The 23,309-nt window shown below is 42.5% G+C and carries 21 protein-coding genes; 12 read left to right on the top strand and 9 right to left on the bottom strand.

Translation table 11 applies throughout. The annotated features are described in order from the left end of the window. Nucleotides 1–40 precede the first annotated feature (40 nt). Nucleotides 41–1,453 carry a UDP-N-acetylmuramate--L-alanine ligase gene (locus IPK86_01420; GenBank protein QQS17028.1) on the top strand — a complete coding sequence of 471 codons (1,413 nt, stop codon included), beginning with the start codon at nt 41–43 and terminating at the stop codon, nt 1,451–1,453. A gap of 482 nt (nt 1,454–1,935) precedes the next feature. Continuing rightward, complete coding sequence (locus IPK86_01415) at nt 1,936–2,109, top strand: hypothetical protein (GenBank protein ID QQS16874.1); 174 nt, start codon at nt 1,936–1,938, stop codon at nt 2,107–2,109. Nucleotides 2,110–2,140: 31 nt separating this feature from the next. Here IPK86_01415 and ubiG read toward each other — a convergent pair whose 3' ends face one another. The 3 genes from ubiG to IPK86_01400 form a co-directional block, all read right to left on the bottom strand. Continuing rightward, nucleotides 2,141–2,842 carry a bifunctional 2-polyprenyl-6-hydroxyphenol methylase/3-demethylubiquinol 3-O-methyltransferase UbiG gene (gene ubiG / locus IPK86_01410; GenBank protein QQS16873.1) on the bottom strand — a complete coding sequence of 234 codons (702 nt, stop codon included), beginning with the start codon at nt 2,840–2,842 and terminating at the stop codon, nt 2,141–2,143. 92 nt (nt 2,843–2,934) lie between these two features. Continuing rightward, nucleotides 2,935–3,519 (bottom strand): superoxide dismutase [Fe], encoded by a 585-nt coding sequence (locus IPK86_01405; GenBank protein QQS16872.1) that lies wholly within the window; start codon nt 3,517–3,519, stop codon nt 2,935–2,937. A 574-nt stretch (nt 3,520–4,093) separates the two neighbouring features. After that, a complete protein-coding gene (locus IPK86_01400; protein ID QQS16871.1) occupies nt 4,094–5,032 on the bottom strand; it encodes a homoserine kinase in 939 nt (312 codons plus the stop codon). 102 nt (nt 5,033–5,134) lie between these two features. Between IPK86_01400 and polA the strand changes: the two genes are divergently transcribed. Continuing rightward, nucleotides 5,135–7,831: a DNA polymerase I gene (polA, locus tag IPK86_01395; GenBank protein QQS16870.1), complete on the top strand. Its 2,697-nt coding sequence runs from the start codon at nt 5,135–5,137 to the stop codon at nt 7,829–7,831. Between the two features lie 34 nt (nt 7,832–7,865). On the opposite strand, the gene IPK86_01390 is transcribed toward polA, so the two are convergent. After that, the gene (locus IPK86_01390; GenBank protein QQS16869.1) at nt 7,866–9,326 is read right to left on the bottom strand and encodes a cardiolipin synthase B; all 1,461 of its coding nucleotides are present in this window, start codon (nt 9,324–9,326) and stop codon (nt 7,866–7,868) included. A 129-nt stretch (nt 9,327–9,455) separates the two neighbouring features. Here IPK86_01390 and IPK86_01385 point away from each other — a divergent pair, with 129 nt between their 5' ends. Continuing rightward, complete coding sequence (locus tag IPK86_01385) at nt 9,456–9,698, top strand: sulfurtransferase TusA family protein (GenBank protein QQS16868.1); 243 nt, start codon at nt 9,456–9,458, stop codon at nt 9,696–9,698. 33 nt (nt 9,699–9,731) lie between these two features. Here IPK86_01385 and gmk read toward each other — a convergent pair whose 3' ends face one another. Next, entirely contained in the window at nt 9,732–10,349 is a 618-nt protein-coding gene (gene gmk / locus IPK86_01380; protein QQS16867.1) for a guanylate kinase, read from the bottom strand. Between the two features lie 144 nt (nt 10,350–10,493). Between gmk and ybeY the strand changes: the two genes are divergently transcribed. The 8 genes from ybeY (at nt 10,494) to IPK86_01340 (ending at nt 19,663) form a co-directional block, all read left to right on the top strand. Further along, nucleotides 10,494–11,024 carry an rRNA maturation RNase YbeY gene (gene ybeY, locus IPK86_01375; GenBank protein QQS16866.1) on the top strand — a complete coding sequence of 177 codons (531 nt, stop codon included), beginning with the start codon at nt 10,494–10,496 and terminating at the stop codon, nt 11,022–11,024. 55 nt (nt 11,025–11,079) lie between these two features. Then, nucleotides 11,080–12,630: an apolipoprotein N-acyltransferase gene (gene lnt, locus IPK86_01370; GenBank protein ID QQS16865.1), complete on the top strand. Its 1,551-nt coding sequence runs from the start codon at nt 11,080–11,082 to the stop codon at nt 12,628–12,630. A gap of 70 nt (nt 12,631–12,700) precedes the next feature. Beyond that, the gene (locus IPK86_01365; GenBank protein ID QQS16864.1) at nt 12,701–13,909 is read left to right on the top strand and encodes a DegT/DnrJ/EryC1/StrS aminotransferase family protein; all 1,209 of its coding nucleotides are present in this window, start codon (nt 12,701–12,703) and stop codon (nt 13,907–13,909) included. Continuing rightward, entirely contained in the window at nt 13,890–14,486 is a 597-nt protein-coding gene (locus IPK86_01360; protein ID QQS17027.1) for a sugar transferase, read from the top strand. The genes IPK86_01365 and IPK86_01360 overlap by 20 nt, the downstream gene beginning before the upstream one ends. A gap of 10 nt (nt 14,487–14,496) precedes the next feature. Beyond that, nucleotides 14,497–15,612: an A/G-specific adenine glycosylase gene (gene mutY / locus IPK86_01355; GenBank protein QQS16863.1), complete on the top strand. Its 1,116-nt coding sequence runs from the start codon at nt 14,497–14,499 to the stop codon at nt 15,610–15,612. A gap of 86 nt (nt 15,613–15,698) precedes the next feature. Further along, nucleotides 15,699–16,331 (top strand): endonuclease III, encoded by a 633-nt coding sequence (nth, locus tag IPK86_01350; protein QQS16862.1) that lies wholly within the window; start codon nt 15,699–15,701, stop codon nt 16,329–16,331. A gap of 20 nt (nt 16,332–16,351) precedes the next feature. Next, nucleotides 16,352–17,839 (top strand): trypsin-like peptidase domain-containing protein, encoded by a 1,488-nt coding sequence (locus tag IPK86_01345; protein ID QQS16861.1) that lies wholly within the window; start codon nt 16,352–16,354, stop codon nt 17,837–17,839. 15 nt (nt 17,840–17,854) lie between these two features. Continuing rightward, the gene (locus IPK86_01340; protein QQS16860.1) at nt 17,855–19,663 is read left to right on the top strand and encodes an O-antigen ligase C-terminal domain-containing protein; all 1,809 of its coding nucleotides are present in this window, start codon (nt 17,855–17,857) and stop codon (nt 19,661–19,663) included. Between the two features lie 18 nt (nt 19,664–19,681). On the opposite strand, the gene rpoH is transcribed toward IPK86_01340, so the two are convergent. From rpoH to ftsY, 4 genes are all read right to left on the bottom strand, one after another. Beyond that, on the bottom strand, nt 19,682–20,560 hold the full coding sequence (gene rpoH / locus IPK86_01335; GenBank protein QQS17026.1) for an RNA polymerase sigma factor RpoH: 879 nt from the start codon (nt 20,558–20,560) through the stop codon (nt 19,682–19,684). Between the two features lie 91 nt (nt 20,561–20,651). Beyond that, entirely contained in the window at nt 20,652–21,560 is a 909-nt protein-coding gene (locus tag IPK86_01330) for an FtsX-like permease family protein (GenBank protein ID QQS17025.1), read from the bottom strand. A gap of 29 nt (nt 21,561–21,589) precedes the next feature. Beyond that, the gene (gene ftsE, locus IPK86_01325; GenBank protein ID QQS16859.1) at nt 21,590–22,243 is read right to left on the bottom strand and encodes a cell division ATP-binding protein FtsE; all 654 of its coding nucleotides are present in this window, start codon (nt 22,241–22,243) and stop codon (nt 21,590–21,592) included. After that, nucleotides 22,240–23,187, bottom strand: a complete 948-nt coding sequence (gene ftsY, locus IPK86_01320) for a signal recognition particle-docking protein FtsY (GenBank protein QQS16858.1) — start codon at nt 23,185–23,187, stop codon at nt 22,240–22,242. The genes ftsE and ftsY overlap by 4 nt, the downstream gene beginning before the upstream one ends. Nucleotides 23,188–23,309 lie beyond the last annotated feature (122 nt).

Genomic DNA, 23,309 nt, shown 5'->3' with positions numbered 1-23,309 from the left:
AAGATGACAGAGCGCTTTAGTTAATTACAAAGTTTTGATGATGAAACATAAAATTAAACATATCCATTTTATCGGCATCGGTGGTATTGGCATGTCCGGCATTGCTGAAGTATTGCTAAAGCTGGGTTATACCATATCGGGTTCGGATATTTCAGATAGTCCATTGGTTGGGCGGTTGATTAAAATGGGCGCTCACATTGTGATTGGTCATCGAACAACACTTTTGGAACCTACGGATGTAGTTGTGGTGTCTAGCGCTATTGAGCCAACTAATCCTGAATTATGCGCAGCAATCCATGCACACATTCCCGTTGTACCACGCGCCATGATGTTAGCCGAATTAATGCGTTTTAAGCAGGGCATTGCGATTGCAGGCACGCATGGCAAAACAACAACTACCAGTCTGGCCGCGTCGGTATTAGCAGCAGCCAATTTGGATCCGACTTTCATCATTGGTGGAAAACTGTTGGCAGCTGGGTCCAATGCACAGTTAGGGCTTGGAGAATTTATGTTAGTGGAAGCGGATGAATCGGATGCATCGTTTTTATATTTAACGCCAGTTATTGCTGTTGTAACAAACATTGATTCAGATCACATGGCAACCTATCACCATGATTTTGATAAACTCAAACAAGCTTTTATTGATTTTTTGAACCGTTTGCCATTTTATGGACGCGCAATACTCTGTTTAGATGATCCACATATTCAATCAATATTACCCAGTATAGCAAAACCGATCACAACTTATGGTATAGATAGCCAAGCGAATTTATGTGCAAAAAATATCCGTACAATAGGTATGCAAACACGTTTTGATGTAGTAATACAAGGTCTATTTGACAACCAAAAAGATCCCTGTTTTCCTGTAACACTCAATATGCCAGGGCACCATAATATACTGAATGCACTAGCAGCCGTTGCAGTGGGTTTAGAGTGTGGCGTTGATGAACAGATCATTAAAATTGGGCTTGAAAGCTTCTCAGGAGTGGGTAGACGTTTTCAATCCTATGGCAACTTACCAGTTCACAACGGGTATTTTACGTTGATCGATGATTATAGTCATCATCCTACTGAAATTTCGGCAACTATTTTAGCGCTTCGGCATGCTTTTGTTGGCAGACGTTTAATCCTAATTTTTCAGCCGCACCGCTATACACGTACACGAGATTTATTCGAAGATTTCGTGCACGTGTTGTCACGTACCGATATTTTGATATTAACTGAAGTATATGCGGCAGGCGAAATGCCACTTATTGCGTCGGATAGCCGAGCCTTAGCAAGAGCGATTCGCGTGGCAGGTAAAGTTGAGCCACTTTTTATCGAATCCATCCGAGCAATCCCCGATCAAATATTGGATATGGTGGAAGCAAATGATGTCGTGGTAACAATGGGCGCTGGATCTATCAGCAGCGTGCCTAACTGCATTGTACAATCAGCTACCAATCGCTTATAAAAGAGGCTGTAAAATTACTATACTCCCACGCTACCAAAGTTTTTTTTATTAATGACCCCTTTCCTCGAAAAACTTCATTAGTAATTAAAATTATTTATCTGATATTAATGGGTAACTTATTGGTGATTGGTTGTAGCATTACTGCTTTGAGTGCTTTGAGGAAAAAATTGGAAAAAATGTTTGTGGTTTTAACCTTTAGCCCTACTTTTGATTTAGGCTATCGGCACTATAAGGATACCTTTTAGCAAAACAAACACTTCATCAGCGCAGTTTTACAAAGGCACGTTGGATTATTCTATTGCCAAGCAAGTTGGGTACCTTGATTTCCTGCGTTGCCTTAGACTATGGTTTTGGATCATCGAGCCATATCACCGTTATTGAAAACAATACCAAGAACATACAACCTTTACCCTGATTGCTCCATCCATTCTAGAGGACTTCTGCACACAAGGTGAGTTCACTTATACTACGAGCGATCAATTATGTTTACAAACTGCATTGCTGTACCATTTTCAACACAAGTCAATCTAGACTATCAATTACAGCATGGCGTATCTTCCGTGATGCGTATCAAAGCGAACCTTCAGCAAATCTTATTAAACCAAGATCAAGTGTTTAAGGGAGAAATGGGATTAAGTCAGGGGGTAAGAAGCTAAAAAGGACAATCAATCTTTTAATATAATGAGATTATTTACCATTCTTTAATGCTGCAAAATAATTGATGGTAGGTCGTTCGGTAAAACGACAATACCGACTAAAGGGATTGTAAAATAAACCGGATAAGTTTTGCAATATGAGTGAACTCGTATTGCGTACCATATCCATTAACTCAGCAGGAGTAATGAAACGCTCATAGCGATGCATGCCCTTTGGCAATAATCCAAGCACATATTCAGCAACCAGTACAGCACCCAAATATGCAGGCAAATTGCGGTTAATTGTTGAAAAAAATACCCAACCATTTGGTTTGGTCAAACGAGCACATGCCTGTACCACATGCTGTGGTTCGGTTGTGTGCTCCAACATTTCCATACAAACCACAATATCAAAAGACTTTGGCATGATCTTAAGCAATGTTTCAACTGCCATACACCGGTAATCAATAGAATTTGTCATCTTTCGGCTATGGCGTTTTGCCACGGCAATGGATGACCTGGATAAATCAATACCAGTTACTCTGGCGCCCTGTGTAGCCATGGCTTCTGACAAGATACCACCACCGCATCCAACATCCAATACGGTTTTATTCGACCAACTTACAAAACGTTGCATATATTGCAAGCGCACTGGATTAAGAGTGTGCAGCGTACAAAAAACACCAGATGGATCCCACCAATCATGGGCTAATTGATCGAATTTTTTAACTTCCAATGGATCCATACTATACATGCCAAATACTTAGTAAAATGAACAAAGGATACTTAAACATGATGCCACATGACCTGCTAAGACGGATCATGTGGCATACCAACAACAAATATTTAAAGAGAAAAATTACGCTCTGCAAAATCCCAATTAACAATTTGCCAAAAAGCTTCAAGATAATTTTGTCGGCTATTACGATAATCAATGTAATAGGCATGCTCCCACACGTCGCAAGTCAATAAAGGCTTTTTGTCTGTAGTAAGTGGCGTATTTGCATTTGAAGTAGACAACAGATCTAATTTGCCATCTGGATTTTTGACAAGCCACGCCCATCCAGAACCAAACGTACCCAGTGCACAGGCATTAAATGCTTGCTTAAAACCCTCAAAAGAGCCCCATCTTGCTTCAATAGCAATAAAAAGCTGACCAAATGGAACACCACTGCCTGTTTTAGGACAAACACTATTCCAATAAAAATTATGATTCCAGATTTGTGCAGCATTATTAAATACAGCGCCCGATGATTGCTTAATAATATCTATTAGACTCGCGTTTTCAAATTCCGTGCCTTTAATCATATTATTGAGATTAGTAACATATGTTTGATGATGTTTGCCATAGTGATATTCCAATGTCTCTTTGGAAAGTATGGGGGCTAACCCATCCAACGAATAAGAAAGAGCGGGTAATTGATGTGCCATAATCATATAACCTTTCACTAAAAAAATATAAACCAAAGTAGGTATACAATCATACCACTACTGTACCCTAATTATTTCAAGTAATGGAATATGTTGATTGAAGTGTTGTATAGCTTGAAATATTTTTTGCAGTTTCCCTGTATCACCTTGACACATTTAAAATTGCTGGTCAAATTTTCAGTTGTCATGAAAGTTTTTTCGGCTTTGTCAGCGAAAAGCAGGATCGGATTGGATTAGTAGCAAAATAGATTATTAAAAAAAAGGAACAGTGAAATAGACTTTTAAAAGATCTGTATTTTATTTGCAACTTTCTACACTTATGCTATTACTTTACTGGTTCACATACATAATGCAATAGACGATAAAAACAAGATGGGGGATTTTTTATTTTTTCTGTTTTATATTTATTTTTCACTCATGTGATTTTGAGTATTTTTGAAAAAGGTTAGAAAAATGTAAAAAATAACCGCACGCTGATTTGGTGGGTGTTTTTTCTTTACTGGTCATTTCAAAAGTCAGCCATGGTCATCATCGTAATATTCAAAATCCATTAAACAGTGTTAAAGAAAGTATCTCACAGCCAAAACTTGCTACGTAAACGATGCTTGCATAGCATGAAACGAAAAATTGTGGGATCTTTGGTATGAGTCATCTCACCGGGCATCGGGTAAAACGCATCGTGTAAACGCGACAACCAAAAACGTAAAGCAGCAGCACGTAACATAGCTGGCAAAGCCTTTATTTCTGCTTGATGTAAGGTTCGTACGCTTTGATAACCTTTTAAGAGTGCTTGTGCTTTTTTTTCATCAATATCACCTGTTGGTAAACCAGCCCAGCTATTAAGCGTAATAGCGATGTCATAAAGCAAATAATCGTAACAAGCATAATAAAAATCAATGAATCCAGCCACTTGGTCTTGATCCATCAATACATTATCTTTAAAAAGGTCAGTATGGATAATACCTTTTGGAAGCGCCAATGCTTGGTGTTCATTTTGAAAATCAATTTCTTCGCAAAGTAGTTTGGCATCACTGGTTGATAACAATGGATAAAGACGCTGAGCAGTCTGATTCCACCAAGCCAGCCCTCGAGAATTGATCATGCGATGGGGAAAAGCTTGGCCTGTGATATGCATTGCTGCTAACTGCTTACCCACAGCTTGACATTGCGCAACACTAGGTTGATCCACTGCTTTACCCGGTAAATAAGTCACTAGGCAGGCAGGTTTATTGGCAAGCATGGAAACAAAATGCCCCCATTTATCTTTTAAAGGCAGGGGGCATGGCACACCTTGTGAAGTCAAATAATGCATCAACTTAAGATAAAATACAGCCTCTTTTTGTGTAATAACCTCAAACAAGGTTAGCACGAGCTTTCGGTCAGGCAATATGACAAAATAATTAGAGTTGGTAATGCCTTCTAAAATAGGCTCAAGTAGCACTGAGCCAGATAATTCGTAAGAATCCAGCCATTTGACAAGCTCTTCTGATAACACACTGGTGTAAACTGACATGAATACTAACCTGTCATCAATATGAACCGTTAAAGTGGGGTATAGTAACTAAACAATGTATCACTGGTACAGCGATCCTTACCAATTTTATAATCACCTATTATGCACACTCTGCTCCTTATTGACGGTTCTTCCTATTTATACCGAGCATTTTATGCGATGCCCGATTTACGTTCACCTGATCATGAACCAACAGGTGCATTGTACGGTATCGTTAACATGCTACAACAACTATCACAAACGATAGCATTTGACCACAGTGCTTGTGTATTTGATACATGGGGAAAAACGTTTCGCCACGAACTATACCCGCCCTACAAAGCCCAGCGGGCGGCTATGCCAAGTGACTTAGTGGTTCAAATTGCACCCGTACATCATTTAGTCTCTACGATGGGTTGGCCAGTGATTACCTTGCCCCATGTCGAAGCAGACGATGTGATTGGTACATTAACCAGACAAGCAACCGCATTGGGATGGCAAGTAATTATTGCAACAAGCGACAAAGATTTTGCGCAACTTGTTAATCCACAAGTCTCTTTGATCAATACAATGCATGCGGAACAGTTGGACAAGGCCGGTATTGAGAAAAAATTTGGCGTTTTACCTGAACAGATCGTTGACTATCTTACGCTTATTGGCGACACAGCAGATAACATTCCAGGCGTTCCGCAATGTGGGCCTAAAACCGCGATCAAGTGGCTCAAAACTTACGGCAATTTACAGGGTATTATAAACGCTGCATCGTCTATTGAAGGTGCTGTCGGAAACGCGCTACGTAAAACGCTAACTCAGTTACCCCTTTTTCAGCGACTCATTACCATCCAATGCGATATAGACCTATCCGCGGTACTACCCCATGGCATGGATAGTCTCAATCGTCAGCCACCTGACTATAAAGCATTGGCAACACTATTCCAACAACATGGTTTTCAGTCACTATTAGCTAAAATCCAGCCACCCGAACAGACTATTTCTCATGCTACGGATATTCCATCAACATCCTATCAGTGCATCCTAACACAAGAAGCATTGTCCACATTACTGACCGATTTAATGCAAGCAGATCTTGTCGGATTCGATACTGAATCAACCAGCCTAAATCCCTTGTCGGCACAGTTGGTTGGTATGAGTTTTAGCTATCACACCCATGAAGCGTATTATCTGCCTCTGATGCATCAATATACAGATGCTCCACCACAACTTGCACTGGATAGTACCTTAAATCAATTAAAACCTTGGCTAGAAAGCCCTCTGCACAAAAAAGTAGGACAACATCTCAAATATGATCGACATGTATTAGCTAACCATGGCATCACGCTGCAAGGTATTGCAGAAGACACCTTACTAGCTTCCTATGTCCTAGAAAGCCACCTACCACATAATCTTGATGCATTAGCAAAACGCCATTTGCATTATCAAACTATCCCCTATGAAACCCTTTGTGGCAAAGGAGCAAAAAAAATTGCTTTTTCCGCTGTACCAATTGATAAGGCCACAGCATACGCAGCGGAAGATGCTGATATAACTTTGCGGCTTTGTCACATTTTCAAGCCTAAATTATTGCCAATGCAACAGGCGCTCTACCACAATATTGAATTACCTATATCCGATATTTTATTTGCGATGGAGCGTAATGGCGTCCTTATAGATAAAACACAACTTGCCTTACAAAGCCATGAATTAGGCGAACAGATGCTTGATTTAGAAAAACAAATTCATGACTTAGCACAACAACCTTTTAATATCAATTCTCCCAAACAACTACAAGTTATCCTATTTGACAAACTCGGTATCGCAACAACAGGGCTTAAAAAAACACCAACTGGTGACTATTCCACCAATGAATCAGCTCTTGAAAAACTAGCGCTTGACTACCCCATTGCTAAACGCATCCTAGAATATCGAACGCTTGCTAAAATTAAATCCACTTATACCGATAAACTGCCTTTATTAATTCATCCCAAAACCGGACGCATTCATACCAATTATGCACAAGCCGTCGTTGTAACAGGGCGCTTGGCAAGTAATGATCCAAATTTACAAAATATTCCGGTTAAAACCACTGCTGGTCGTCGCGTAAGAGAAGCATTCATCGCGCCTGATGGTTTTTTTATTGTATCAGCTGACTACTCGCAAATTGAGCTACGCATCATGGCGCATCTATCGGAAGACAATAATCTGTGTGAAGCCTTCATTCGGGAACAAGATATTCACGAAGCAACTGCTAGTGAAATATTTGGTATTCCTGTTACATCTGTCACCAAAGCACAACGTAATTATGCTAAAGGTATTAACTTCGGTTTAATCTATGGTATGAGTGCCTATGGGCTGGCTCAACAACTACATATTGAACAAGCACAAGCCAAAGAGTTTATTGATCGCTACTTTATACGTTATCCGAAAGTTGCCATGTATATGGAAAAAACAAAAAAACAAGCCGCTACACATGGCTATGTTGATACGTTATTCGGGCGACGTATTTATCAAACCAATTTTGATTCAGCAAACTACAATCGTCGTACGCGTGCCGAACGCGCTGCTATTAATGCACCCATACAAGGCACAGCAGCCGATTTAATGAAATTAGCCATGATCGCTGTACAAAAATGGTTGCAAAACTATCACATGAGATCCCGGCTGATCATGCAGGTACATGATGAATTGGTAGTGGAGGTACCTGAAGCAGAGTTAGAGGCGATGCAAAACATATTGCCGCACCTCTTTGCTGGTGTGGCAAAATTAAGAATCCCATTAGTCGCTCGGGTAGGAACCGGCAATAATTGGGAAGCCGCACACTAAACTAGAAGGATTTGTCACCACAGCCACGAGCAGGTTACTTTGAAGATCGCTGATGCCTACGTTCCCGATACAGCATAACGGATCGCACCGTCGTCGCTAGTCCTGATATACCGATAAGAACTGCCAATGGCCAAGCAATGAAGCGAGGAAACCAGCCAATTAACATAGCCAACAAACATAAAAACAACCCTATCAATAAAAAAGAAGGAGCTTCACTACTCTCAACGGCTCTTGTATCACTTGCAACCACCCCCAAAACATCTTTAATGCGTACAATTTGGCGAGCCACAGCATTGGCACTTGCAACGCTTCGACCGCGTAATGGCATGAATGAAGGCGCTTCGTGCTGACGTGGCAAAGCAAGGTTAAGGCGATGGCTTGATCCGGACAATACAATTTCTGTGGCATTGTTCAGATCGTCCAAAAAACGCGTAGCCATTTCTGTAGAAAGTAATTCGTCTTCAATAGAAACATCTAATTCACGATTCGCAAGCCAACTAAATAAGTTCAAATTAGTTGACCCAATTCTTGACCACCTAAAGTCAGCCACAGCCGTTTTAGCGTGCATCATGGCGCCGTTCCATTCAAACACACGAACCCCTGACTCAATGAGCGGACGATATAACGTTCGTGAAATGGTAGCAATCCATCCAATATCCGAAGAGCGTGGCACTAAAATCCGCACATCAACACCATCTCTTGCGGCATGTTTTAAGGCGCTAATATAAAGACCACTACCCATAAAATAAGCATCCGTAATCCATAAAGTATGCCTTGCAATACTGGCAATTAATACATCAAGTCGCATCATACTCACCGTATCGGGTGTTGTGGCAATGAGTCGCGCTTGAACCGATCCACAAGGCATGGTTTGTATATTTTTCAGGTTTTCGGTAAGTGGTACACCACACCGGCTCCAACTGTCCGCAAAAGCAGCTACAGCGTCGGCTACAATAGGTCCCGTCAGTTTTGTGCCCGTATCGCGCCATACTTTTGTGGATCCTGATGCATGGCTCTCCCATAAGCTTGAAATGCATAGTCCAGACACAAAAGCTGTATGGCCATCAATAATGATGAGTTTGCGGTGATCACGCTGCAAAAGTTGCAAAATACGATTGGTTGAGGGTTTATTAAACACGCGAACATGCACTCCTGCTTTTTGCAAAGGCTTAAAAAAACCAAAATAATGTTCGTAGCATGAACCAAACCAATCATATAAAAGATAAATTGCTATGCCTTCGGTTGCTTTTTTAATCAATAAATCCCGCAAATGGCAACCAAATCTGCCATTTGAGAATATATACATCTCAATAAAAATATGGTGTTGGGCTTGGGTAATCGCTCTTTCCCAAGCAGGAAAATTTTGTGTGCTATCAAATAATAATTCGATATGATTGCCACCAACTAACGGAGCGCCAGCAGAACGCGAGAAGGCTTGGTCAGCCATGTGTCGAATAAGATTGAGTCGAGAAGTTGTTGTATCGTTAAGCAACATAACACCTCACCATACAAACAAGCCACCTATTGCGGTTTGTGCTATTGTAACCGAGTTGATTGAAGGTTGATGCAGGGATTAGCACAATCTATTGGTTAAGTCAGCATGATGACCTTGAAAAGGATATGTATGTCGTCTTCTGTACAGCACCTATCACTGACTGGGTTACGCTGTCCATTGCCTGTTTTACAGGTTAAAAAAGCCTTGGCCAATATGACAGCAGATATGCTATTAGAGATCACCGTTGACGACCCCAACGCACCGGATGATCTGGCAGCATTTTGTCACCAAACTGGTCATCGTTTACTGGTATCTGAGGCTAATACAAAACAACAAACGCACCGCATTGTGATACAAAAAAAGCCACGATAGTCATTGGCCTGCCTTACCTATCTTTTACGGTTGTTAGGCGGTATGGTTTTGCAGTATTTGCTGTAACACATCCTCACAACGTACCATTTTTAAGCGCTCAGCTTGCACAATATGCATAAGATCATGCGTAGCTTGCTGAATATCGTGATTCACGATAAAGTAGTCACAGCAAGATAATATATCGATTTCCTTGATAGCACGGGCTAGGCGATGGGTAATCGCCTCTGAAGACTCCGTATTACGTTGCTGCAAACGTGTTGACAATGTAGATAAAGTAGGCGGCAAAACTAAAACGCTGACAGCTTGCGGAAACATGGAGCGTACTTGAATTAATCCCTGATAATCAATTTCAAGCAAAATATCAAAGGTATGATGGTTTAACTGTTGCTGTATCCAACGCCGACTGGTACCGTAATAATGATTATGAATCGTGGCATACTCAATAAATTCACCTTGGGCAATATATGTCTCAAAAATAGCTTTCGTAATAAAATGATAGTGTTGTCCGTTCACTTCGTTGATGCGAGGCGGTCGCGAAGTATACGAGACAGACAAACAAACATGAGGATCTGCATCCAGTAGCGCCTGTACAAGAGTTGTTTTGCCAGCACCAGAAGGACCTGTGATGACAATCATATTGCCTGTTTGCATACCCTTGCAACCCATAAAAAGATGGTTAATCAGGTCTTATTGTACTTGGAGGCAGGTCGCATTGTCCTCTTTTTTGGGAAGCGTGCCTGTATTTTCGTTGGATAACAAACCGCCTACACGATCATTAAACAGCATGACGACATCATGAAAAAGGCCAGAAAAAGCCCATTAAAGGAGCAATGGATCCATCGGCTGTCATTAAGCGTTAGCGGTTTTTGTCCACCGCATCCTACGACTAAACAACTGCGTAAAATTATCCAAAGCGCTTTAATGCCACATATTCGCCAAGCATATATTGGCGTCATGTTGACAGATGCGGAACAAAGTAGTGCCTTGAATCAAAGGTGGCGACATCAAAATTATCCAACTAATGTACTATCTTTTTCGTTAAGTGAAGCCACACCAAATAGCGTACATAGCCATAATATCCTGATCGGCGACTTGGTATTATGTACGCCACTTGTCGTCAAGGAAGCTGCTCAACAACAACAGCCGTTACACGCTTACTATGCACTGCTGATAATACATGGTATGTTACACTTGCAAGGCTATCACCATGAAGCCAACCAAAAAGCAGCTGCCCTGATGCTGCAATTGGAATACCGTATCCTACAAAAATTAGGCTATCAGCACCCCTATATTACCCATGACACGCTACCTGTGAATCAGACATGAGACGCCCAAGCGCGCTATCATGGACGCTTATACATCCAAGCTAAAAGATCGCTCTATGAGTTTATCGTCTACAATGGTTCGTTGGATGAGCCATTACCCTCGACTCGTGGCTTGGCTACGCACACTCTATCCACCTTTATGTATCGCCTTATCTGGCCTACTGTTGGTTTTTGCGCTCGCACCTTTTCGACATTATTGGCTGGCTCCTTTAAGCCTTTTTATGCCACTCCGATTTATCCAAAAACAGCCCGGACACGCCTTTCGATATGGTTATTTATGGGGATTGGCCGCTTATGGTGCTTGTTTTGGCTGGATTTATTACAGCCTACTGATCATTGCGCAATTATCTTTCACCGTGACCTTATTAGCGATGAGCGCCTTTGTCATGTACATAGCCTGTTACCCGGCAATTGCATTATGGATAACTTGTCGCGTTACTACACAAAAATATTGGCGTTGGTTAATGGTATTTCCTGCAACATGGACTCTTACCGAATGGTTACGTGGCAAAATATTAACCGGGTTTCCTTGGGGAGAAATGGGACTGACACAAATTGCTGAGGGCTCATTGTCTGGCATAACACCCCTACTCGGCATACATGGCGTCACGCTTTTTTTAATGATCAGTACTGGCATACTCATCCTGCTCAGTTTAAAACCCTCATATAAGGTTGCTGTGGTATTGACTAGCGGATTGTTGCTGGGCAATTTCCAAGCTATGCTCATGAAAAATTGGGCTTGGACAACCCCAGTTGGTCAACCGATAAGAGTTGCCTTAGCACAAAGTAATGTGCCACAACAACTCAAGCAGGATCCGGCAATGTTTTATGCCACGCTCAATTTGTACCAACAGCAAATTGAGGCAACACAAGCAGACTTGATGATTTTTCCAGAATCGCTTTTTCTGACTGACTTTGAGCACCTACCATTGGGTTATATTGATCACCTCAAACAACTAGCCAGTTATCGCCATATGTCTATTGCACTTGGCGTATTACGTGGCGCACCTCGTAGTTCACATATTTTCAATACAGTCATGTCACTCGATACACAAGCAATATATGCCAAACGCCACTTGGTACCATTTGGCGAGTATGCCCCTTGGTCATTTACAGAAAAATTGTATCGGCAGATCAAAAAATGTGCTAGCCAAACACTTCCAGGCAATGATCACCAAACACCGCTTGCACTGGCTACACAGCGCATCGCTTTTAATATCTGTTATGAAGACAGCTTCGGGGAAGAATTAATCCACATGGCACGGCAATCCACTATGCTTGCTAACCTTAGCAATTTGGCTTGGTTTGGCCCACACAGCATCGGTTTGGATCAACATTTACAATTATCTCAGGCACGCGCACTGGAAAATGGGCGATTTATGTTGCGTGCGACAAATACTGGCCGAACAGCTATCATTACGCCTAAAGGACAGATCGCTGTAATGGTACCTACTGATAAAAAAACCGTGTTAGTAGGTCAAGCACAAGGCTATACAGGATGGACGCCTTACATGCACTATGGTGACTACCCTGTACTCGCTTTATGCATCGGTCTATTGGTATTGGCTAGTTTATGGTCATGCCTTAAAAAGCGATACATCCTGTAAAGTTGGATGATAAAATAACAGCCTCACCACAATAAACAGCTGTCTTTGCAAAGAGCCTCGTTGAGTTGCCATGAACCATCCGATTAAATCAATTTCATTTTTGCGTTTTGCTTGGCCTGATATTGGTGAAGAAGAAATCCGTGAAGTCGTTGATACTTTGCGTTCCGGTTGGATTACAACAGGCATGAAAACAAAGCAATTCGAGGCAGACTTTGCGCAATATATTGGTAGCAATGTGCAGGCTGTTGCCGTTAACTCTGCAACAGCTGGACTCCATTTGGTCTTGGAAGCAATTGGCATTAAAACAGGTGATGAAGTGATCGTGCCCTCTTACACCTTCACCAGCACAGCAGAAGTGGTTCACTATTTGGGTGCTCGCCCCGTAATCGTGGATGTTGATCCAGATACTTATAATATCGATCCACAGGCTATTATCAAAGCAATTACCCCGAAAACGCGTGCTATCATTCCCGTGCATTTTGCAGGTCTAGCTTGCCAGATGGATGCAATTTTATCCATTGCTCACCAATATCATTTGCGTGTTGTTGAAGATGCTGCACACGCTTTGCCAACGACTTATTGTAACCAACGTATCGGGGCACTACAAAGCGACGCCACGGTTTTTAGTTTTTATGCTACCAAAACCATGACTACTGGGGAAGGCGGCATGATTGTCACGCGCGATCCCACCTTGTTAAAACGCTGTCAAGTGATGCGTTTACATGGCATCAACCAAGATGCATTTGACCGCTACCATTCTAAAACACCAGCTTGGTATTATGAAGTCGTTGCCCCAGGGTTTAAATACAATATGACTGATATTGCAGCAGCCATTGGTATCCATCAACTGGGCAAGTTAGACCGTTTTCACCAACGACGTGTGCAATTAGCTAAGCGCTATGATAAGGCATTGTCTTTACTTCCTATTCGCCTACCGCCGCGATCCATTTCGGAAAACCAGCATGCCTGGCATCTTTACCCTGTACAATTAACGGGTAATGCGCCCATTGATAGAGCACAGCTCATTACCAACATGGCAAAGTTGGGTATTGGCTGCTCAGTGCATTTTATTCCACTACATCGCCAACCCGTTTGGAAAAATACCTATAACCTTGATAAAACACAGTTTCCTCATGCGGATGCTTTGTTCAGGCATGAAGTCTCTTTGCCGCTTTATACCACTATGACCGATGAAGACCAAGACAACGTGATTCACGCCTTAGAGCAATGCTTATTGGCCCATGAATCGACACAAAACAATGATCAAAAAATTATTTGATGTCATCAGTAGTAGTTTGCTATTGCTGATATTGTTGCCAGTTTTTTTAGGTATTGCTCTATGCATTCGATGGAATTCACCCGGCCCCATTTTCTTTCGCCAAACTCGAATAGGTCAGTTTGGCAAACCTTTTAACATATTCAAATTTCGCACCATGTACATCGGTTCAGAACAGTTTAGTGCATTGACCATAGGCAATGATCATCGCATTACAAACGTCGGGCAATTTCTTCGCCGATACAAGCTAGATGAACTACCTCAATTGATTGATGTTTTACGAGGAACAATGAGTTTTGTTGGGCCTAGGCCTGAAGTGGCAAAATACATTGCATACTATCCTGCTTCGGCACGGACACGTATTTTGTCACTACGACCCGGTATGACCGATTGGGCATCTATTCGGATGCTACGAGAAAACCAATTGCTCGCTACAGTCAGCGATCCTGAAGGTTACTATATTGACCATATCTTGCCTAAAAAAATGCGTTACTATCTGCACTATGTAGCCCATCAGACCTTGCTTGGCGACCTTAAAATATTGTGTGTAACGCTGTATCATATTCTCAGCAATACTTAAAGGTAAGTACGTGCATCAAGCACCAATCCCCATCACTACTGTAGCTGTTTCAACCTTTGCTCCGCGCCTGATTACTTGGCAGCGATCGCATGGCAGACACCACCTTCCTTGGCAAGTCACCGATCCGTATCGAATATGGTTATCAGAAATTATGCTACAGCAAACCCAAGTTCATACGGTTCTATCCTATTACAAACGTTTTGTGACGCAATTTCCTAACATTGTTACGCTGGCTAACGCGCCACTTGATGAGGTCTTAACCTTATGGAGTGGTTTGGGCTATTACCATCGAGCACACCGATTACACCGAACAGCACAAATTATTGTGTCTGAATTTCAAGGTCGCTTTCCCACAGCGCGGCAAACTTTGGAAACCTTGCCAGGTATCGGACGATCAACTGCAGGAGCTATTGCCGTATTTGCTGCACACCAAAAAGAGGCTATTTTAGATGGCAATGTCAAGCGTATCTTGGCAAGAGTATTTGGCATTGAAGCTTTATTGTCACGACGCCAAACAACAGAACAATTGTGGCAACTAGCCAAGCAATTACTCCCAAATCATCACAACGATATGGTGCCTTATACTCAAGGTTTGATGGATCTTGGCACCATGATTTGTAAACATCACCAACCACGCTGCGCCACTTGCCCGATGCAAGACATTTGTCTGGCAGCTTTACAAAATAAAACAGCCAGCATCCCCGCAAAACCAGTACGAAACCCATTGCAAGTACGGTATACCACGATGCTTTTGATTTGCTACAAGCATGGTGTATATTTAGAAAAACGACCACCCAATGGTATTTGGGGAGGATTGTGGACATTTCCGGCATTTGATAGCCTACAAAGTGCTTTGCGTGTTGTTAATACCTTGGATATCTATCCGCTGCCACCTGCTTGGCCAACAATCATTCACGTCTTTACTCATCTTCGTTTGGTAATTTCACCACAAATTGTTAAGGTACATGCTGCAACGCCATCGCTTGATAAGCTCCCTGGGCGGTGGATAGATTATCAAACAGTAAAAAAAATAGCGATTCCAGCACCCGTTTTGCAATTATTAGAACGTTTATTCCATACCGCTAACCCACATCATCAGTATATTGTTGAAAATCATGCCCATTAGCACCACATCGCGTAGCCAATACCGTATTTCAATACGATATGCTAAGATATGCTTATTGAATTGGATCGCTTACAGGTTGGTTAGTCATGGATCGTCCTACTTGTTATCAAATCTTTACGCTGTTGGCAAAAAATAACCCAACACCTGCCACAGAGCTCATATACGATACGCCCTTTCAACTGTTGATTGCAGCTGTATTCTCGGCACAATCTACCGATGTAGCAGTTAATCGGGTCACACGAACGTTATTCCACGACGCACCAACACCACAAACCATGTTAAAACTTGGCTATGAAAAACTCGTGCACTATATTCACAGTTTAGGGTTATATCGCAATAAAGCCAAACATGCGTTGGGTATTTGCCAGCAGTTAATTGATCAGCATCAAGGAGAGGTGCCCAATAGCCGAGAAGCACTCGAATCATTGCCTGGTGTGGGCAGAAAAACCGCCAATATCCTACTCAATATCATTTTTGATCAGCCTGTGATTGCTGTTGACACCCATGTATTTCGTGTGTCAAACCGTACAGGTGTTGCGCGCGGTAGCAATGTACAAACTGTTGAAAAGCATTTGATGCACAACATCCCAGATCCATTTCGTCAACATGCTCATCATTGGTTAGTCTTGTTGGGTCGCTATACTTGTAAGGCGCAAAAACCACTGTGCGCACAATGTGTTATTGCTCAGCATTGCGAATACCCAGCTAAACTGATGTAACGGATATTGAGTAAAGTTCCATGCGGTATAAAAAACCTATTTTTTGGACATGTGTAGTCGGTCTACTGCTTTTATGGGGTAGCCATACGTTTGATATACTGCCCACATCCGTATCACATTGGATTGCTCAATTCAATGCGATAGTAACAGGGGACAAAGAAGACCGAGCTGTTGTTCTGAACTCTGACTTTACAAAGCTTGTTGAACGCTATAGTCCCGCCGTTGTGAATATCCAAGCCTATCACGATGGATCCAATGTGCTGCAAAAAATGCTACCCCGCCCCGCTGAAGATGATCTCCCGTGGAACTTTTTTCATTATTTTGCACCGCCTGATTCAAACGCTGGGCGCGCATTCATTTCAGGCGGATCAGGCTTTATCATTAGCGCTGATGGCTATCTTCTCACCAGCGCACATTTAGTGCAGCATGCTGGTTATATCACCGTCACTTGTATGGATAAGCGAGAGTTTCCAGCCACCGTTGTGGGATTTGACCAACACACTGATATTGCTTTATTAAAAATAAAAGCATATGACCTACCCGTTGTTCAAATCGGTCATCCTGCTACGCTTAAAGTTGGCGAATGGGTAGTAGCCATTGGCTCGCCCTTTCAGTTAGATCATACCGTCACAGCAGGCATTATTTCGGCAACGCGGCGCAATCTGCCAGATGGTAGCTATATTCCATGCATTCAGACCGATGTGGCAATCAATGTCGGCAGTTCCGGCGGCCCATTATTTAATTTGAACGGCAAAGTAATTGGTATCAACACCAAAATTTATAGTAAATCAGGTGAATTTAGCGGCATCGCGTTTGCTGTACCAATTGATATTGCGATGCATGCAGCAAATCAAATCAAAAAAACAGGTCAGGCACAGCACAGTAAATTAGGGGTTTATATCCAACCCGTTACGCAAGGCATTGCTAAGGCATTTGCACTGGATCGAACCCATGGTATTTTAATTGCGGGTCTTGAAAAACGGGGACCCGCTCATCATGCTGGCCTTAAAACAGGAGATATCTTGCTATCCATTGATCAGCAGGCAATTGAATCCTATAGCGATCTATCGGTCATGTTAAACAAGACTGTGCCTAGCCAAGTCATCATGGTAAAAATATGGCGTAATGGTACCCAAAAAACCCTCCGCATCAAATTGGGGCAGTTACCAACTGATAGGGTCATCAAGCATCGTGTAACCAATCAACAACGGTATGTTGCATCGCCCAACAAGCGACTTGAGGGGATGGGTGCAACATTATCACCTTTAACCTCTTGGCAAAAAAAACAGTTGCATTTGCCTCAAGGAGGACTCATCGTGCAACAGGTAGAAGATATGGCAGCCAGAGCAGGTTTAATGCGTGGCGATATTATTATTGGCGTTAATAATCGCCAACCGATTAATACGTTGTCACAATTACGCATCGCTTTAGCACAATCCAACGGCTATGTTGCTTTGTTGGTTCAACGTGCAGAGGAACGATTATTCATTCCACTTTCTTTTAACTAACCTACATAAACGACAATGGCTATCGCAGATTCATTCACTTATCAGCACAAAGTAAAACAGGCCACGCTGTTGCTGTGGGCAAGCTTATTTTTGTTACCTTTTATAAGGTGTATTGCTTATCATCCTATACCAAATTGGTTTATTGGCGTATCGGTCGTTCTGATTACATCCATGTTATGGCTCACGTTACTTGTATGTCATAAGTTACCTAGTAGGATCCCATCCACCAGCTACTGGATGATTGGTTTAGCAATCATATGGTTCATACAGCCACTTTGCGTAGATATCCTTTTTCCTGGATTCAATGTATGGGCAGTGTTGGTTTTTCTATCTATGGCATTACTAGCCTATGTAAGTTCTGGTTTACAACATCTATGGACAGCGGAAAAATTAGTGTCCTGTCTTGCTTGGGCTTTGGTGATCGGCGCTGTTATGCAAGCTATAGTGGGGATCTTGCAGTTCACGGGTCTTGCCAGTCACCTACATGGGTGGATTGCTTATGATAGCAGCCATAAAACCACGATCATTGGCATAATCGGCCAGAGGAACCTTTATGCGCATTACTTGGCTTGGGGTATGCTTGCTACAGGATATTTGGTCGCTTGCCATCAGCTCAAGTCATGGATAGCCATAGGGCTTATTTTATTACTGGCTTCATTAATGGCATGGAATGGCTCAAGAACAGTTGTGCTTTATCTGATTGCTATGGCAGCAGTAGCAACCTCATGGCATAGCCGACTCCAAACTACGCAATCTCGGCAGATATGGGTTTGGTTATGTGCTATCAGTATGGCCAGTCTAATCATACAGTGGCTATTACCCCAACTGGATCAGTGGCTTACCATTCAATCTACATCAGGTATAGAGCGGATTATAGGTGCACAAGCATCCAGTATCGGTCGCCGTCAAACTGAATGGCATAAAGCATGGCTTGTTTTCCAAAACTATCCTTGGTTTGGTTGTGGATGGAGCCAGTTCGCTCAGCATAGTTTAACACTGCATTTGCGCCCTGAATTTATACAGAGTGATTTTAGTAGCTCGCTGTTTACCAATGTGCATAACTTGGTGCTTCATTTGCTCGCCGAAATGGGTGTCATCGGCACATTAACCGCCCTAGTGGGATTTATTTGGGCAATTCACACATATTTTACGCAACCCGCTCAACATACCAGCATATTACCTTTTGGTATGATGATGATTACCCTGTTACACAGCATGGTAGAATATCCGTTGTGGAATATGGGGTTTTTAGCCGTTTTTGTAGTCGCAGTCACGCTTGCCCCTCAACGAACTGGAGTGCCCAATGATGAGCATATTATTACTTCCTTTTGGAAGCGACGATTGGTGCCTGCCCTGTCAGGCCTTACGGTTGCCGCGTTACTTTTCTTAATGTTTTTTCATTGGTCAACGTACAGCACACTGACGCGCATTTATATGCCAATACGCGATGCAAAAACCTACAATCAACGTGTGATCTACTTACAAGACATGGTTGATCACAACACATTATTTAGTTTTTATGCACTCATAACGCTGAATAACTACCTCGTTGCCAGCCATCAAGCGCTTGACTTAAAACTATACTATATCAAGCAACTCGCTAAAATACGTCCCTTTCCAAACATCATGCTTAAAAAAGCAAAATTGGAAGCTTTGGCAGGTCGGCTCAAGGAATCTGAGCATTCCATGGCATTAGTATTGGCCTCTTTTCCAACGCTAGCAAAAACTTACCTAAAAACTCTGCCAGCTGAGGAGCCTGCTTATCAACAATTAAGGAAGATGACCCAAACACAGCACGAGCAATTGCCCCAGCGCTATAAATAGTGTAGTTAAAACAAATAATCAATTCAGCGACATGGGAAGTAAGCCTTTTTGCGCAAAGAAGCTCTTCATTTTAGTAAGGGCTTTTTGCTCAATTTGACGAACGCGCTCGGCTGAAATACCCAATTCTTTGGCAAGATCATGTAGTGTGGAAGACTCGCCAGTTTTGTCAAGTTCTAACCAACGCGCCTCAATGATACGACGACTCCTTGCATCAAGTGCTTTTAAAGCCGCCTGTAATCCTTCTCCTTGCAAGCGATCATCCGCTTTGCGTTCTAATTGCCGAATAGGCTCTTGCTCACTGTCTGACAACCAATGAATGGGTGAATAATAGGTATCTTCTGCATGATCCGTTGATAACGTCATATCCTGCCCAGCAAGACGCATTTCCATCTCCAATACTTCCTCGCGCTTGACACCTAATTCATCAGCAATACGCTGTGCTTCTCCGTCTGTCAGCGCAGTGAGCTTGCGTTTCATGCTACGTATATTGAAAAACAATTTACGTTGGGATTTCGTTGTCGCAATACGCACCAAACGCCAGTTGCGTAGGACAAATTCATGAATCTCCGCCTTGATCCAATGGATCGCAAAAGAAAATAAGCGCACGCCACGGTTCGGTTGAAAACGCTTAACCGCCTTCATCAAACCAATATTGCCTTCCTGTATCAAATCAGCTTGTGGTAAACCATACCCCGCATAGCCTCTTGCAATCGACACAACAACCCTTAAGTGAGACAAAACAAGTTTTCTTGCCGCTTCCAAATCACCCTGATTCTGAAAACGCTCTGCCAAGCTACATTCTTCATCCACTGACAGCATCGGGATGCTGTTTACGCTGTGGATATAACGCTCCAGGCTACCGCCAGCCGACAAAACAGGCAACCTCATCTCAGTCATCACTTCCATGTTCCTCATTTATTTGTACAACACCTGCCACCGTACTCTAACACAAACCGTGGTGTGCTGCCAACATCTCAAAACTTTTGCCTTAGTGGGCTTTTAGTTGGCGTAAATGTTGACCAACCGCGAGGCGTGCACCCAAAACAGTCAGCGCAACCGTCAGTAAAATAAATAGGGTCAATTCGTCAAAATACAATGGGCGTAGCAGTATTTTTTCATGGTATAGAGAAGCAAAATGATGAATCACCGGATTCACTGCTCCTGCAACCCATAAGGTGCCAAGCCAAGCGATAAGAGCAGCCAATAACGCTTGCCAACATGCGTGATAAAAAAAGGCTCGGCGGATAAAGTGATCGCTAGCTCCAATCAATTTGGATACAACAATTTCCTCCTTTTTACCCAAAATTTGCATGTAAATAATATTGTAAGTAATCAACACAACAGCCGCACCAAAAACCAAAGCAAAAAGTAATACGGCACGATGACCCAGTTTAATGAGCTCATAAAACCGTTGTGCCCAGCGCATATCAAATTGTGCTTGGTGCACACCCGGCAAATTCGATAAGGTTTTTTGCAATGATGACAAACTTTGCAAATCTGTAACAGTGGGGGTAACCACGAACGCATCGGGTAAGGGATTATCAGGTAATATGTCCCTCAGACCTGATATATCGTCATGGCTCTCTAGTTCAGCCAGCGCCTGGTCTTTGCTAATAAATATATAACGTGCCACCAAACGATGTTGCTTGAGTTGTTGATGAACAGATCCCAAAGCCACGTCGTCAGCAGAAAGATCCATGAACAACGTAATTTGTGGTGAGGCGGCCATGCGTGGTGCATAATCCTGCACACTGGCAACCACAGCATAAAGCATCAGTGGCAATAGCAACGCTAACGACAATGTAGCAAGTGACAATAAAGAACTGAATGGCTGATGAACAATCTTAACAAATGCGTCTTTAGCACTGCGTGCATGCAAATAAATATAATATTTAATAGACATGGTATATCCACATTGCAAAAAGGTTAGGTAATAAACTGTCCGGCTTTCAATCGCAAAATACGCCGACCATAGTCTTCCATCAATGTTTCGTCATGGGCTGAAATCAACACCGTTACGCCAGACTGATGAAAAGATTGTAGCAGCTCCATAATATCTAGCGCGCAGTCACGATCAAGATTAGCTGAAGGCTCATCCGCCAGCAAAATCGCCGGGCGATGCACTACAGCACGCGCAATGCATAACCGCTGTTGCTCGCCGCCAGACAACTGAATCGGTGCCACTTTTTCTTTGCCTAATAAATTCACCTTATCTAAAGCTGCCTGCACTCTACGTTTAGCCTCTTTACGCCCTATCCCAACAATATCAAGTGGTAGCATGACGTTATCAGAAACATTGCGGTCAAACAATATTTTGTGGTCTTGAAATACCACACCAATATGCTGGCGCACAAAGCAAAGTTGTGCATCAGTTGCCTTACTGATGTTGTAGCCGTTGACAGTAATTTGACCACTTGTTGGGCGCTCAATTGCTGCGACCAATTTTAATAATGTTGATTTACCAGCACCGGAGTGCCCAGCGATAAATACCATTTCCCCACTCGCAATTGAGAAACTGAGCATATTTAACGCCTGTATGCGATCCGAATAATGCTTGCTGACTTGCTCAAACTGAATCATAAGGCACCATTTCCATTTTCAAATAAAGCATCCACATAGTCACGCGCAATAAAAGGACGTATATCACCGACACCTTCCCCCAACCCAATAAAACGCAGTGGAATGGGCTTTTGTTGTGCCATAGCAGCAATGATACCGCCTTTTGCCGTACCATCCAATTTTGTTAGCACCAATCCAGTTACCCCGAGGGCTTCATCAAATGCCTTAGCTTGAGACAGTGAATTTAATCCCGTATTAGCATCCAACGTCAATAATATTTCATGTGGCGCATGAGATAATACCTTTTGGGCAACCTTCTTGACTTTTTTGATTTCATCCATCAGATGCTTTTGTGTAGACAATCGACCAGCCGTATCAATGAATACGACATCAATATGCTGTGCACAAGCTGTTGCAATAGCGTCATAACATACAGCAGCCGCATCCCCATCCACTTTACTGACAACAGGAATATCGCTTAACGTTGCCCACTTAACCAGTTGTTCGTAGGCTGCTGCTCGGAACGTATCGGCAGCACCGAGTAATACCGTTTTTTGTTGGTCTTTAAAATATTTGGCCAGTTTACCAATAGAAGTGGTTTTGCCAGCACCATTCACACCAACCATCATCACCACAAAAGGTTGATGGGCAGTTACATCAAGCGGCTGTTCCAGCGGATGAATCAAAGTAAATAAAGCGTCAGATAAAGCCTGTATCAATTGCTGTGTATTATGCACCGCTTGTTGTTTGGATACTGACAATAAATACTCCGCTGCATCTAACCCCATATCGGTAGCTAATAATATATTTTTGAGCTGTTCATAGGATGTCATATCTATGCGATGCGCACTCAATAAATCAGACAAAGCACGGCCAAAACCTTGCCGCGTCTTCAGCAATCCTTTCTTGAGTTGTTGAGCCCAAGTATTGTTTGTTAATAGGGATCCCAAAATATAACATTCCACATGATTTTAAGACGAGCCAATCTATAATTATTTTATCCATTATCTCACATTAAAATTCTAACACCTTATAATGTAATTTATACATGAAGCATCGCTTAAGTAGTGTGCTTGAGCTATTGTTT

The organism is Neisseriales bacterium (assembly GCA_016699915.1).
Lineage (GTDB): Bacteria > Pseudomonadota > Gammaproteobacteria > Burkholderiales > Q3-R57-64 > Q3-R57-64.
The sequence above is the reverse complement of the archived record's forward strand: the minus strand, read 5'-3'. Positions and strand labels throughout refer to the sequence as shown.